The organism is Streptomyces sp. BPTC-684 (assembly GCF_030028635.1).
Classification (GTDB): domain Bacteria; phylum Actinomycetota; class Actinomycetes; order Streptomycetales; family Streptomycetaceae; genus Streptomyces; species Streptomyces noboritoensis.
The window spans coordinates 7,280,254-7,292,276 of sequence record NZ_CP124863.1 but is presented as its reverse complement, the minus strand read 5'-3'; the positions used below and the strand labels follow the sequence as shown (position 1 = coordinate 7,292,276).

The 12,023-nt window shown below is 67.8% G+C and carries 18 protein-coding genes; 15 read left to right on the top strand and 3 right to left on the bottom strand.

Annotation, left to right across the window (positions count from 1 at the left end; all coding sequences use genetic code 11):
* Positions 1–103 precede the first annotated feature (103 nt).
* The 3 genes from QIY60_RS32470 (at position 104) to QIY60_RS32460 (ending at position 1,212) form a co-directional block, all read left to right on the top strand.
* Positions 104–547 carry a hypothetical protein gene (locus QIY60_RS32470; RefSeq protein WP_283145725.1) on the top strand — a complete coding sequence of 148 codons (444 nt, stop codon included), beginning with the start codon at positions 104–106 and terminating at the stop codon, positions 545–547.
* 162 nt (positions 548–709) lie between these two features.
* Positions 710–943, top strand: a complete 234-nt coding sequence (locus tag QIY60_RS32465) for a hypothetical protein (RefSeq protein ID WP_283145724.1) — start codon at positions 710–712, stop codon at positions 941–943.
* Entirely contained in the window at positions 940–1,212 is a 273-nt protein-coding gene (locus QIY60_RS32460) for a hypothetical protein (protein WP_283145723.1), read from the top strand. The genes QIY60_RS32465 and QIY60_RS32460 overlap by 4 nt, the downstream gene beginning before the upstream one ends.
* Before the next feature lie 33 nt (positions 1,213–1,245).
* Here the strand turns inward: QIY60_RS32460 and QIY60_RS32455 are convergent, their stop codons facing one another.
* From QIY60_RS32455 to QIY60_RS32445, 3 genes are all read right to left on the bottom strand, one after another.
* Positions 1,246–1,911 carry a helix-turn-helix transcriptional regulator gene (locus QIY60_RS32455; protein ID WP_283145722.1) on the bottom strand — a complete coding sequence of 222 codons (666 nt, stop codon included), beginning with the start codon at positions 1,909–1,911 and terminating at the stop codon, positions 1,246–1,248.
* Positions 1,902–2,231: a hypothetical protein gene (locus QIY60_RS32450; protein WP_283145721.1), complete on the bottom strand. Its 330-nt coding sequence runs from the start codon at positions 2,229–2,231 to the stop codon at positions 1,902–1,904. The genes QIY60_RS32455 and QIY60_RS32450 overlap by 10 nt, the downstream gene beginning before the upstream one ends.
* Positions 2,232–2,852: 621 nt before the next feature.
* A complete protein-coding gene (locus QIY60_RS32445; protein WP_283145720.1) occupies positions 2,853–3,032 on the bottom strand; it encodes a hypothetical protein in 180 nt (59 codons plus the stop codon).
* 453 nt (positions 3,033–3,485) lie between these two features.
* On the opposite strand from QIY60_RS32445, the gene QIY60_RS32440 reads away from it, so the two are divergent.
* The 12 genes from QIY60_RS32440 to QIY60_RS32385 all read left to right on the top strand — a co-directional run bounded on the left by QIY60_RS32440 (position 3,486) and on the right by QIY60_RS32385 (position 11,776).
* Entirely contained in the window at positions 3,486–4,028 is a 543-nt protein-coding gene (locus tag QIY60_RS32440; RefSeq protein WP_283145719.1) for a hypothetical protein, read from the top strand.
* A complete protein-coding gene (locus QIY60_RS32435) occupies positions 4,025–5,002 on the top strand; it encodes a CopG family transcriptional regulator (RefSeq protein WP_283145718.1) in 978 nt (325 codons plus the stop codon). Before QIY60_RS32440 ends, QIY60_RS32435 begins: the two co-directional genes overlap by 4 nt.
* Positions 5,003–5,213: 211 nt before the next feature.
* Positions 5,214–5,675: a hypothetical protein gene (locus QIY60_RS32430; protein ID WP_283145717.1), complete on the top strand. Its 462-nt coding sequence runs from the start codon at positions 5,214–5,216 to the stop codon at positions 5,673–5,675.
* Between the two features lie 74 nt (positions 5,676–5,749).
* Entirely contained in the window at positions 5,750–6,391 is a 642-nt protein-coding gene (locus QIY60_RS32425; RefSeq protein WP_283145716.1) for a hypothetical protein, read from the top strand.
* 164 nt (positions 6,392–6,555) lie between these two features.
* Positions 6,556–7,011 carry a DUF3307 domain-containing protein gene (locus QIY60_RS32420; RefSeq protein WP_283145715.1) on the top strand — a complete coding sequence of 152 codons (456 nt, stop codon included), beginning with the start codon at positions 6,556–6,558 and terminating at the stop codon, positions 7,009–7,011.
* A 28-nt stretch (positions 7,012–7,039) separates the two neighbouring features.
* Positions 7,040–7,606, top strand: coding sequence for a hypothetical protein (locus QIY60_RS32415; RefSeq protein ID WP_283145714.1), 567 nt, complete (start codon positions 7,040–7,042; stop codon positions 7,604–7,606).
* Positions 7,607–7,620: 14 nt separating this feature from the next.
* Complete coding sequence (locus tag QIY60_RS32410; protein ID WP_283145713.1) at positions 7,621–7,899, top strand: hypothetical protein; 279 nt, start codon at positions 7,621–7,623, stop codon at positions 7,897–7,899.
* 17 nt (positions 7,900–7,916) lie between these two features.
* Complete coding sequence (locus QIY60_RS32405) at positions 7,917–8,225, top strand: hypothetical protein (protein WP_283145712.1); 309 nt, start codon at positions 7,917–7,919, stop codon at positions 8,223–8,225.
* Positions 8,222–8,512 (top strand): hypothetical protein, encoded by a 291-nt coding sequence (locus tag QIY60_RS32400; protein ID WP_283145711.1) that lies wholly within the window; start codon positions 8,222–8,224, stop codon positions 8,510–8,512. The genes QIY60_RS32405 and QIY60_RS32400 overlap by 4 nt, the downstream gene beginning before the upstream one ends.
* Positions 8,513–9,269: 757 nt before the next feature.
* Positions 9,270–9,539: a ribbon-helix-helix protein, CopG family gene (locus QIY60_RS32395; RefSeq protein ID WP_283145710.1), complete on the top strand. Its 270-nt coding sequence runs from the start codon at positions 9,270–9,272 to the stop codon at positions 9,537–9,539.
* Positions 9,536–9,931, top strand: coding sequence for a hypothetical protein (locus QIY60_RS32390; RefSeq protein WP_283145709.1), 396 nt, complete (start codon positions 9,536–9,538; stop codon positions 9,929–9,931). The genes QIY60_RS32395 and QIY60_RS32390 overlap by 4 nt, the downstream gene beginning before the upstream one ends.
* 1,452 nt (positions 9,932–11,383) lie before the next feature.
* On the top strand, positions 11,384–11,776 hold the full coding sequence (locus QIY60_RS32385; protein WP_283145708.1) for a hypothetical protein: 393 nt from the start codon (positions 11,384–11,386) through the stop codon (positions 11,774–11,776).
* Positions 11,777–12,023 lie beyond the last annotated feature (247 nt).

Here is a 12,023-nt window from a genome sequence, read left to right as displayed (position 1 = left end):
TGCACCGTCCTGAGGGTGCTACCCGATCGGTGACCGGTTCGTTGAACACCACGTGACCAAGTGCGAAGCGGACGAATGCCAGGACGAAGGGACGCACACCGTAGTGCTGACCTTCACCGGGGAGACCAGCGAGACATGGCACGTGTGCCGCGCCCATGACCGCCTACTCAAGATTGCGGCGGTACGCAGCCGAGTTCAGGCGGCGCCGGCAGTAGACGCGCCGGTGACCTTTAAGTGCCGCGATTGCGATCAGGTCTTGGACGAGGTCAACCAACCCTGCCCGATCTGTGGCTCGGGCGACAGAGTGATCACCGCGGGCGATAGGGGAGTTGCCCATGAGGCCGTGCGGCTTCGCGTCAAGCAGGGGGAGAAGGGCCGCTGGATCGTTCAGATCAATGCAGGAGACAACTACACCCGGGACCTCAGCGCCTGGGGCCATCGCGAGCTGACTATCAACCGCGAGCAGAATCAGTACAGCGAGGTCATCGAACTCTACGAAGGAAGCAGCATCGTGAGTACCGCCAAGCTGACTGACCACCTAGGCTGACCGCAGCTGTCGTCCGAGGCAGCGACGAAGCGCTGACCACCAACGAACCCGGTCAAACTTCAGTGAGATCAGCCAAGCCTCGATGAGACAGGACAGCAGCTGTGACTGAGGGCGCGTGATCGATTCGCCCAAAAAATCGAACGTCTGATCTACTCCCGGTTTGTGAGATACACCTTCCCTGCCGACCTCATCGAGGCTCAGACCGCCTGGTACGCCGCGTACCGGCAGCTCGCGACCCAAGCCACGCGGGCAGCCGGGACCACCACCCAGCGCCGTCGGCTCCAGCAGCTGTCCGTACGCCTCGCCGCCCACCCGTACTGGCGGACGCAGGCCGGAAGGGCACCCTCGGCCCGGATGGCGCTCAAGGAACTCGTGCGCTCCGGGGTTCGGCCGTGAGCGGGCACCTCACCGAGCGGCAGCTCCGGATCATCCGGTCGGCACGCGAGTGGGTGGCCGAGCACGGCGAGGCCCCGTCCGTGCGGGAACTCGCCCAAGCGGCCGGGCTGTCCAGCCCGTCGTCGATCGCCTACCAGCTCAAGCGGATACGCGAGCGCGGGGTGGTCGTCGAGACCCGGGCCGCGCCAGCAGCCTGTGCCCATACTGCGGGAACTGAGCACCAGATGCGTCGAGGGCCCCACCCTGATGGCTTGAGGGTGGGGCCCTGAGCAGGGAACCACAGTCCCCGGAGATGCACAGCGTCAGGCCGAGCGCGGCCCGGGTGTGGGCAGCCATTCGGCCACGGTGGGGTCCTCCAGTGCCTTCAGCCGCCGCCAGGTGAACACCCACGCGGTGACGTCCCGGATGCCGCAGGCCCGCAGGAACTCGGTGAACCGGTCATAATCCGGCAGGGCCTCCCCCCGCAGCATGTCGGAGATGCTGCTGCGCTTGAGGCGCCCCTGGCTGCGCGCCACCAGGGTGCGCAGAGACGGCTTGCCCGCCCACACATGCACGGCGCGCAGCGCCGCGATGAGCTGAACCACGTTCTCAACCCGGAAGGGGTCCGGCTGGCCGAACTGCGGCACATCGTCAGCCACGGTCCTCATCACCGTCGCATGTCCTGAATCGACCGTGATGTGCGGGTATCCGGAGTCCGCCGCTGCGTTGCGCCGGTCCCGCCGCGCCCGCAGTACCTCGACAAGCTGGAAAGCGCGGGTGCGCTCCTCTGCCGTCAAGTTCAAGGTCTTTGCCAAATCGGCGAACGTACTGTCCGACGGAGAACGCCTCGCGTTGATCACGCCATCGACCATCGAAATCGCAAGGCTAAGGTCGTGCGCGACTCCACGCATCGTCAGGCCTTCGCGGCGCATGGCATTGCGCAGCAGCTCGCGCAGAGCGGTGGCGGCGTCGTGCGTGATCACCGCCATGCGGGCCCACCGCCCTCGTCGCGACGCCTCCGCTCTGTGGCACGGCTACGCAGACCCCTCAGCACCTCGTTGCCCAGCGTGGCGCAGGCGGCGATCAGCACAGCGGCGAACACCGCAGCAACCGTCTCGACCACCAAGCCCCTGGCACAGAACACGCCGAGCACAGCGAGGCTCAGGACGAGGCCGAGGCTCCAGAGGGCGGCGCGCTTGAACCCGAACGCGCGCGGGGCACCGCCTGTCACTACACAGCCCGAACCAGAAGAGGCCAGCGCCGCAGGCCGAGGGCCCCAGCCGACTTCTGGCACATTGAACCCATCCATACCAACCACTCCCTGGTGGTCATGCCGCCCAGCCCGGACGGAAGAGGATCAGAGCAGGGGTTCGCGGGCCCCTGGCGCCTCCATGCGGCGACGCGCCACAAGTTTGGGCCTTCGCCGATCGCCCCGTCCAACGCACTCCGGGGTACGACAAGTTCGCACCTCCGGCACTTCAAGATCCTTACGGTGTAGTGCTCCTGACAGGATGAAAGTTTCGTACTGCCTAAATGGCGCAACCAGCCCTTACAGGTGGCCGTCGCAGTGTCCGGTGGATGTCCAGGACTGTCCGGGAAGACCCCGCCACCTGTCCTGCGTGCGGGGAAATCCCGCAGGTCATTCCGGCTCGCTCCCCGCAGACAGCAGCCTCCTGTCCAAGACTGTCCGGAGCCGTCCGCAGGCGTCCGCCAGGACGTCTGTTCAACGGATTTCGCGGGACACTAGCCCCTGAGCCCTTCCAGCCAGCCCGGACGGACTCCCAGGGACTGCGTTTCGCGGCGCACCCCTGTTTGGTGTGATGCACCTCACTCACGCCACGGTGCGGCCCGTGCCTTCCGGCACGGGCTTGCTGCCGTTCTGGAGCTGTAGCGGACAAGCCGCGACGGCGCAGTGTTCCGTACGACTACTTCAGCGGACGGCGCCGACAACGGCAGTGATGCAAGCCGTCATCAGCATCAGGCCGGCCAGCGCGACCTTGAGCGGGCCGGCCAGCGCGGGGCGGGCGTGCGCCAGCCAGAACAGGGCGCTGCCGACGAGCAGGGCCAGCACCACAAGCACCAGAATCAGCAGTGCAGTCGTGGTCGTCATGACGAAGATCCTCAGTCGGTCCGGTGTGCGGAGATCGCACACAGTTGGTGGAGAAGGCCGTCTCAGCACCTGCGCATCGCGCAGTGAATCGGTTCGGCAGACATCTTCAGAGACAAGGCAGTCAGCGAGCGGCGCAAGCCCGCTCGGCTCCCAGGACTCTGCCACCCAACACCCCACCGACGGAGGCGCAGTTGCCCCACTTGTGTGCCAAGTAGCCCTAAAGAGTGAATGGCTTCACTCCTCACCATGAGGGGGAGTGGTCACCATGAGCGGGGAGTGGCCGCGCGTACCCCGGCACCCCGCTCTTCACGCGTCTTCCAGGACAGGTAGCCCGCGCCTCCGGCACGGCATGTCAGTGCGTGCCGCTACCGTCGATGTGCTGCGAGGGCTGTGCACCCGCGCCGTGGGGAAGTGTTCGTTCGTCGCATCATCACATCGCAGGTGGGGGTATGAATGGGCGAAATCGATCACGAGATAGCCGGGGAAGTCGCCTCACTCCAGGCTGACATCGCCTCCGTGCTCCAGGAGCTGGAGGGCCTGCCCGAGGATGACCCGCGCTACGAGCCGTTGTTCGCACAGCTGGAGCGGGCCGGGTCGGTGCTGCTGGCGTACGAGGCCGAGGTGCCGGCGAAGCTGGAGGCGCCGCACCGCGAGGCCAGCGAGAGCGTGCTCACCTGGTCGACGCGGGCGCACATGGCCGGGGGCGTGCTGCTCGGCCTGGCGCCGTTCACCGGCTGGATCGGCTGGGGCTGGGTGGTGCTGGCACTGCTCCAGGTCGTGGTGGGCGCCGTGCTCGCCGGCAACAAGCCGGTGGCGGGCAAGCACCGGCAGCTGCGGTACGCCGCGGCCGTCCTCAGCGTGGTCACCGTGCTGGTGCCGCTGCTCGCCTTCGCCGTCCTGCCGGCCCTGGTGTGGTTCGTGCCGCCGGTCGGCTGGGTTGTCGCTTCCGTCATCTCCTACGACGCGACGCAGGCCGAGGGGCGGGCGACGGCATGAGCATGGACCACTCCCACCACGACCTGGACCGCCGGATCGACAGCGTCAAGCGGAGCCTCGACTACGACGTCTCCTCCCTGGAGTCGAAGGTGTCGGGCATCGAGAGCACCCTCGAAGACATGGAGGGCCTGCCCGGCCGGGTCGACAGCCTCGAACACGAGCTGCGCGAGGCGAAGTCGGACACCCAAGAGGTCCGGGACGATCTCGAAGCGAGCATCGGGGAGACCGACACCGCGGTGAGCCGTCTCACGACGCGGGTGGCGGCACTGGAACGGCACCTGCGCCAGGCCAAGGGTGCGGTCGTCGTCGACCTCGATGAGGACTGCGGGGGCGAGCTGCACGCCCTGGCCCTCACCGCGGACAAGGGCCGGGCCGCGCGGGCCAGGCTGCTCTCCGACTATGACCGCACCCGGCTGAAGCTGCACCAGAGCCATCTCGCCCAGGCCCGCGAGGAGCGGGGCCGGCATCGCGCGACCGTGCTGCGCGCCGCGAAGGTGCTCGCCACCACCCCGGCCGGGGACCCGCACCGCAAGGCGGCCGAACTCGACTTCACGACGTCCGCACCCCGGGCACACCAGGCCCACGGCCGGATCGCCAGCCTGGTGAACGCCGCGGCGCAGGCCGACGCGAAACTGGCGGCTGACGACGCCGCCCGCGCGAAGAACGCCAAGGTGATCAACGCGGGCGAGCGGGCGGAGACGAAGCTGCGCCTGCGGCTGCGCAGCCGCCTCTCGGACGCGGTCGGCGGCGCGCACCTGCTGCCGGTGTGGTTCGCCACCGCGTTCGGGCCGATGCCGCCGGCCCGCAACGCGGACGAGTGGATGGACGCGGCCACCGACGTCCTGGTGTACCGGGCCACCTACCAGGTCACCGATCCCGTGGTCGCGCTCGGCCCGGAGCCCGAGGAGTACGTGGGGCCACGCCGCCGGGTGTGGATCGAGGAGCTGACGCGGGAGCTGAAGCGCTGGGGATAGCCCGCAGCCACGGCCGAAGCCGCAGCCCAACTTTTTTCGGGGCTGCGGCCTCGGTGTTTGCCGATTTCCGTACGGCTAGCGGGAGTTGATGTTCCCGCACCCCTTGCGACCTCTGTGCGCAAACGCGCACACTAAGTGTTGTGCAGATGAGCAAATGCGCATCTGCCCATAGCCTCAACTGGGGATATGGCACACCGGAAAAGGGGGAACCATGGAGCTCTGGGTGGGGATCATCACCGTCGCCGGCACCCTGCTCGGCGCGATCGTCGCGCACATCTTGCAGAGCCGGACCGCCGACCGGCGCGAGACGGAGACCAGCCGCGCCACGACCCGCCGCGACCTGCGCCAGGCCACCACCCGCCTCCTGTCCGAGACCACCGCGCTGCGGCGCCTCCAGTTCGGCCGGTGGTCCCTGCGCGAGGCCACCGGCGCAGAGCGGGCCGCCGCGAAGGACGCAGCCCTTCAGGCCCGCTCCCGCGTGACCGAGGCCCTGGTCGAGGTGCAGCTGCTCACCGACGACACCGAGGTCCGCCGACTGCTCGATGAACTCCTCGACTCTGCCTTCACCCTGCACGACGCCGCCGACCAGGACGACATGGACCTCCGGGCCGACCGGGCCCGCGCCGCCCACAACGACCTGGTCGACACTGTCGGCCGCCTGGTCCGCGCCTGACCCCGCCGTACCCCCGATCCGCAGAAGCAATGCGCAAATGCGCATCCGCTCATGAACTGAACAGGAGAAATGCCATGACAGTACGCGTGACCGAGGTCGGCACCCTGATGGCGAACCTGCGCTGGGAGAAGGACGACGACCCCCGCGGCTGGCTCTTCCAGGCTCTGTCCGGCGACGCGCCCCTTGAGGACGTCCTCCAGGCGATCGCCGACCCGATGGAGTTCGCCGACACCAGCCGTCTCGACGGCGCCGACGACGCCAAGCGCCGCCTGCGCTCCGTGCTGTGGGCCCTCAAGCTGCTCACCGACCGCGCCGACGTCCTCACCGTCGCCCTCAAAGACAGCTACGGCCAGTCCTGGACCGAGATTCAGGAAGTCCTCGACCCCGACAACCCGCAGGCCCGTTCCACCGCCCGTCGGCGCTACGACGCGGGCCGCAAGCGCATCAGCTTCTTCCCCGCGCCCGCCGACCGCCCGCTGCCCGGCGGCTTCACCACCGGCCAGCGCGTCCGCATCACCGCCGTCCCCGAGGGCCTCACCGCCGACTACATCGGCCGCGAGGGCGTCATCGAGGGCTACGACGCCGACGCACGGCTCTACATCGTCACCGGACTGAGCGGCAAGACCCGGCAAAAAATCATGGGCGTCCCCGGCTTCGAGGCCGACCACATCAAGGCCCTCGACGACGACCAGGACGCGGGCGAGCAGAGCAGCTGAAGCACAGATCACGCCCACTGCGCACTCGCGGAGCACAACGCCCCGCCCCGGCGGGCGCTGCACGAACCCTCGGCGCTGACCCGCCGAACCCCGTCCAGCGGACCCGGCTGACCCCGGCCGCCGGACAGCAAGCTCACCCACACACTCCCGAAGGACTACTCGTCATGGTCACCCAGGCACTCGTGTTCCTGACCGGCTTCGTCGTCTTCTACGCCGCCCACCTCGCCACGGACTACCCGCTCCAGACGGACCGCCAGGCCGCGCGGAAGGCGGGCTGGACCGAGAGCGACACGGACCCTCACCCCGGCCGCCACCACCACGGCTGGGGCGCCAACCAGGCGCACGCCGGCACCCACACCACGCTCTCCCTGACCGCACTGCTGCTCATCCCGAACCTGGCCCTCGGCCTGCCGCTCAGCGCCCTCGGCACCGTCGCCGCCCTCGCCTGGATCCACGTCTCGCACGCGGCCATTGACCGTCGCGTCGGCGTCGCCTGGTGGATGCGCCACACCGGCCAGACGGCCTTCCAGGCCCACGGTGGCGCCGCCCACGTCGACCAGGCCGCGCACATCGTCCTCGGCCTCCTGCCGGCCGCCCTGCTGCTCGCCAAGCTCGGCTGACCCAGCCGCGACACGAAGGGAGGACGACATGTCGAACCTGCTCGCCTGGTACGGGTGGATGGCCATCGGCGCGGTACTCGCCATCGCCGGAACGTACTGGCTGACCGGCTCACTCGCCGCAATCAAGCCCAAGCCCGCCGACGTCTGCTCCTGGTGCTCGCGGGCCTCCGGCCACCAGGTCACCGGCCACACCTACGAGACCTGCCGCGGCCCCGCCGACGCCCAACTCGCCGAACAGCGCCGCCTCGCGGACCGGAAGTCCGCCAAGGCCCGCGACGAGGAGTACGCCACGCAGGAGGCCGCCCGCAAGGCCGCCGAACGCGCCCGCCACGCAACCAAGCTGCGGGTGCTCCAGATCGGCACCGTCACCACCCGGACCGGCCCCCAGGGCAACGAGATCCACACCAACGGATGGGCCTTCGACACCCTGGCCAGCCCGCACTCCGGCCCCAGCAACGGCACCACCCAGGCGTACAGCACCACCGGCGGCCCCGAGCGCATCTCCGGCTGGACCATCCAGGAACTGCACACCATCGCCCACGGCGGCGCCTGCCAGTGCGACGTCATCCGCCTCGCCCGCTACGCCCGACGGTGAAGGGAGCACCCATCATGCGCATCGAGCGGTCCACCCTCACCTGGATCACGACCGTCGCCCTGGCCGCCGGGGCCGTCGCCGCCTGGTCGGCGCTGCGCCACAGCGGCGACGCGGCCACCATCGGCGCCCTCGCCTTCGCCGCCACCTCCATGACCCTCGGCAAGCTCACCGGGGCCTCCGCCGTGGCCGTACTGGTCTCCTCCGCCCTCCTGGCCGTGGCCGGCGTCCTCCTCCTGGCGGGCCTGGCCATCGCCCGCGCGGCAGGCTCCGACATCTCCCTCACCACCGACTGACGCGGGAAGGAAACGCCATGGCACCCCGGCTCACCCCCAAGCGGCTCGCCTTCCTTCGCGCGGCCGCCGACCACCCCAAGGGCAGCATCCTGCCCATGCTCACCACGGACGCGGGCGTGAAAGTGTTCCTGCGGGCCGCCGACGAGACCGCCCTCGAAGAGCTCGGCTACGCCGCCTCGATCGACGACTGCGGCCACGTCCAAGGCAGCCCGGACCCCGACCACGAACACCGGTCCCACCCGCACCTGTTCCGGATCACCGACGCAGGCCGCCAGGCCGTCCAAGCCGCCGACCCCGCCACGACCGGCAAGGAGATGCCCCGATGACCCCGAGCCTGGTCCTCAACACCCTGCTGCCCCGCTTCATCACCGACCTGTGCGTCGAACTCCGGGGCAACCACCAGATCACCCGCGGCATCAACGAGGCGATCGCCAACGGCGACGAAGACGCCATCGCGGTCTTCCGCACCGGCACCCTCGCCGCGGCCCTCACCACACGCGGCCTGTTCCGGCGCTCTGACGAGATCGTCGCGTACGCACAGCGCGTCAAGGAACGCGACGGCTCGATGCACCGGTACTACGCGGTGTTCCGGTACTGCACCGACCCGAAGTGACGTCGGCGGGCTGCCGTACGCCATCGTCACCGACGCGCCCGTGGCTCCCCTTCCTGAATGGATCGATCGCCTCCAGGCTGACCAGCCGACAGCACTAACCACGATCCTGGACGACCCTGGCAACACTTCGGCCCCGGACCGCTTCGGCGGTCCGGGGCCGAAGCGGTCCGTCTTCGAGGGGCTGGTTCGCTAGGTGCCCTGCGTCGCAGTGCTTAGGAGCGATCCTACCGGACTGGTCAAGCGGGACCGGTAGCAACAGCCAGAAATAGCGGTCACGGGCAATCCGGCGCCCAACCAAAACGAAGCCAAATGACGATGCGTCAGAAACTGGGTCGATACCCACTCTGACCTGCGGAAAGTAGTGTTCGCCTCGCTTTCAACGTCACCGTACGTCACCGGAAATCAAGCAGAAAATTTCCGCTTGCCCACCAGAACCGTTCCCCAAGCCAAAACAGCCCGAAAATAGGCTCTTACCTGCTGCTTTACATGGTTCCAGGCCGGAATCCGGACCGGTTCGGGACCGCTACGGGACCGCTACGACCGGTCCCAGGACCTCCTACCGGTCCCGTAAAAAACGGCCTCTGAACTGCGGCGGGGACCGGTTGGACCGCTGGGACCGGTAGCAGGGCTAACCCCCCTACGAATAAATCAACCTCTTCGCAGCCGCCGAAGCCGAATCACGCAGCGTGCCCACCCTGCGGAAGCCGGTTCACCGAGGCCCTCCCCCGGGTGGCGCATACGGTCGTACGCTGGTCGTATGCCAAAGGAACGCGTCACCATCACGCTCTCCGAGGAGAGCGCCGCAGCGCTCCGCAAACTGGCGGACGCGGGTCAGATCGAGTCGGTCTCTGCGTACGTCGCCGAGGCTGTCGAGGACCGCCTCGCCCGCCAGGAGCGCGCCGCCCGCGTCATCAGCCGCTGGGCAGCTGAGGCCGAGAAGGACAACCCCACCGAGTGGGCGAAGGCCCTGGAGTGGGCCCGCAGCACGGCGCACAAGGATGAAGCCGCCGCGCAGGGCGCCGCATGATCGGGGGCTACATCCTCGACGCCACCGCCGTACGCCAGCTCGCCCACGGCGGCCCCTACATGGTCGCCAGAGTCTTCTACGCCGTGGAATCCGTCCAGGCCCTTTACGTCCCCACCACCGCCCTCGCCGCCGGCCTGGTCGGCTTCGACCTCAGCGCCGCCCGCCGCGAACAGGTCGAACAGGCCCTGGACGCCCCCGCCTTCGCCATCCACGACCTCGACCGGGCCGCGGCCCTCTCGGTCGCGGAAATCGCCACCATGGCGCAAGTCGACATCGCCACCGCCCACGTCGCCCACATCGCACTCCGCCGACCCGGCCTCCCCGTGCTCACCACCCAGCCCGCAGAGCTCCACAAGATCAACCCCACCATCGAGATCGAGGAACTCCCCTAAATCTCACCCCCCATACTCGCCCCCTCGGAATCGACGAAGGGCACTCGATGGCACAGCGCCTTCCGGCGCCGCTGCTCCCTCGCAGGCAAGGAAACACCGCCCCCAGCACCATGTCCCTCGGACTCATCGGCGGGCCAGGCAAAGAACGGTGCTCCTGGTTCGCTGCCGAACTCCCGCCGAACATCACTCAGCCTGGCCCCACAGCCCCTCGAACCAGGCTGGAGCATGCGCAAATGCGCATCTGCCCACGCACTGAACTGTCTGAATTCTTTTTATGCCGGTTCAATAGAGGTAATCCAGACGAGGAACCAGGGAACTGTCCTGGCGGTTTTAGTACCCTGACAGTTAGGCACTGGACGCCAGTTTCTGTATGCAGACCACAAGAGGCCCGAGTTTCCTCTAGAGTGTGTTTCTGGCGGTGTTCGCTGCATGCATTCTGACGCCTCCTTCGCGCGCGCGGAGGGAGGTGATAAAGGTGCAAGAAAACGAACCGCCGGACTGGCAGTTCTGGGCCTTCGTGGTTGCCTTAGTCCAGGTCGCACTGGACTTAACCACTCAGCTCGTGAACCACTAGCCCGGCGAATCCGTCGCCAGGGGCCGTTCCAACCGGGACGGCCCCTTCCTTTGTCACATTCCAACTCTAGCGCAACGCGTAAGTCTCGGAGACGGGATCGATGGATTAAACAGCTCTGTTCACCTAGAGAGATCTGACCAAGCCCACACGAAAAGCCGTAGGTTAATACTCTGCGATACGGCGAGAGCAATGACCTATCTCTCGCTTTCGAATCCACTTCAGAACAGACTTCTCTTCCTTTCTTCTCCGGCTTCGCCGAAGAAACCTTACCCAGCTTCTGAAGGAATTCACCTCTCTTCTGGAGAGGGAAGACAAGCTGTCTTCTACCGTTCCCCCGGGGAACGAATCGCTTAGCTGGAGCAGCGCACCACGGGATGCGCTGCTTTAAGACCAGCAGAAATCCAGCACCCCTCAATGTTGAGGGCTGCCCATAGCCCTAGGAACGTTCCTAGGTGCGCCGGCCTCCGGTGAAAAGGGCTCTCCTCAGGCCATCACACCACTAGACCAGCGGACGGAGCCAGGACGGCCGAAGGATCTGTGTCCATAGCCTCGAGGCGACAGGGGCTGCCGGTCAGTCAACGCAGCGCAGAGCTCGCGCACGTCCGGAACAGCCACCGGCCCGAATCGGCCGAGAGGAAAACAGATGAACGCCACAAGGAAGACGATCGGGCTGGCTGCGACGGCTCAGGTGCTTTCCCGCCGGGCCTGACCCGACGACGCCCTCATGAATTCTCTGATAGCTCGTCAAGCAATGGGGGACAATGAAATCGAAAATCAGGTCCGCACTGCTGGCGGTGGCTCTATCGGCCGGTTCGACCGTCGGCATGGTGGCGGCACCCAGTGCGCAAGCGGGCACCTGCACGAGGACCGTCGGCGCCGTGATGGAGGTCGTAACCACGGCCAACTACGACCTCGGCACCTTCTACCAGGGCTATGACTTCTGCCAGAAGCGGGCCTACGCGAAGTTCCACTTCAAGGACCTGTGGGTCGCACAGGTAGCCTCGGCCAGCAGCCAGGTCTGGATCGTCAGCGCCGCGTCGGGCGATCCCGGGATGCACCACTACAATCCGGCGGGCGTCGAGTGGTGGGACGCCGGCAGCCAGGGCATCTACAGCACAAGCAGCGAGGTCTACCGGGCCGGCTTTTACCTGACCTGGAACGGCAACGTCTGCCAGGGGTACAGCGACTGGTACTACGGCAGCGGAATCCAGCTCGGCTACGGCGTCGGCGGCCCCAGCTGCAAGACGATCGGCACCGGCGCGACCCCGTGACGCCCCCCTCCGCCTCCACGTCGGCTCCCGGACACTCGCGGACCGGCGCGGAGGCGGGCGGGTATACGCGAACGTTCCCGTGGACCGGGTGTCGGGTGCGGGCGGGCCCGGATGCCGTCCCGGCCGCAGCCGGTAGCCCGTGAACAGAGGTGACCAGCGACTCAAGGGCGCTCGGCCTGCTCGCCGACCAGCTGAACCACAAGGGGGCCACCCATGGTTCCCGCGCCGCCACTGTGCCCCCTGAGGG

What these genes read in the sequence shown, in the direction of transcription:
- QIY60_RS32425 (WP_283145716.1), top strand. Translation starts at nt 5,750, where the DNA reads ATGACAGTACGCGTGACCGAGGTCGGCACCCTGATGGCGAACCTGCGC.
- QIY60_RS32415 (WP_283145714.1), top strand. Translation starts at nt 7,040, where the DNA reads ATGTCGAACCTGCTCGCCTGGTACGGGTGGATGGCCATCGGCGCGGTA.
- QIY60_RS32395 (WP_283145710.1), top strand. Translation starts at nt 9,270, where the DNA reads ATGCCAAAGGAACGCGTCACCATCACGCTCTCCGAGGAGAGCGCCGCA.
- QIY60_RS32450 (WP_283145721.1), bottom strand. Translation starts at nt 2,231, where the DNA reads ATGGATGGGTTCAATGTGCCAGAAGTCGGCTGGGGCCCTCGGCCTGCG.
- QIY60_RS32405 (WP_283145712.1), top strand. Translation starts at nt 7,917, where the DNA reads ATGGCACCCCGGCTCACCCCCAAGCGGCTCGCCTTCCTTCGCGCGGCC.
- QIY60_RS32440 (WP_283145719.1), top strand. Translation starts at nt 3,486, where the DNA reads ATGGGCGAAATCGATCACGAGATAGCCGGGGAAGTCGCCTCACTCCAG.
- QIY60_RS32455 (WP_283145722.1), bottom strand. Translation starts at nt 1,911, where the DNA reads ATGGCGGTGATCACGCACGACGCCGCCACCGCTCTGCGCGAGCTGCTG.
- QIY60_RS32445 (WP_283145720.1), bottom strand. Translation starts at nt 3,032, where the DNA reads ATGACGACCACGACTGCACTGCTGATTCTGGTGCTTGTGGTGCTGGCC.
- QIY60_RS32435 (WP_283145718.1), top strand. Translation starts at nt 4,025, where the DNA reads ATGAGCATGGACCACTCCCACCACGACCTGGACCGCCGGATCGACAGC.
- QIY60_RS32400 (WP_283145711.1), top strand. Translation starts at nt 8,222, where the DNA reads ATGACCCCGAGCCTGGTCCTCAACACCCTGCTGCCCCGCTTCATCACC.
- QIY60_RS32410 (WP_283145713.1), top strand. Translation starts at nt 7,621, where the DNA reads ATGCGCATCGAGCGGTCCACCCTCACCTGGATCACGACCGTCGCCCTG.
- QIY60_RS32390 (WP_283145709.1), top strand. Translation starts at nt 9,536, where the DNA reads ATGATCGGGGGCTACATCCTCGACGCCACCGCCGTACGCCAGCTCGCC.
- QIY60_RS32420 (WP_283145715.1), top strand. Translation starts at nt 6,556, where the DNA reads ATGGTCACCCAGGCACTCGTGTTCCTGACCGGCTTCGTCGTCTTCTAC.
- QIY60_RS32430 (WP_283145717.1), top strand. Translation starts at nt 5,214, where the DNA reads ATGGAGCTCTGGGTGGGGATCATCACCGTCGCCGGCACCCTGCTCGGC.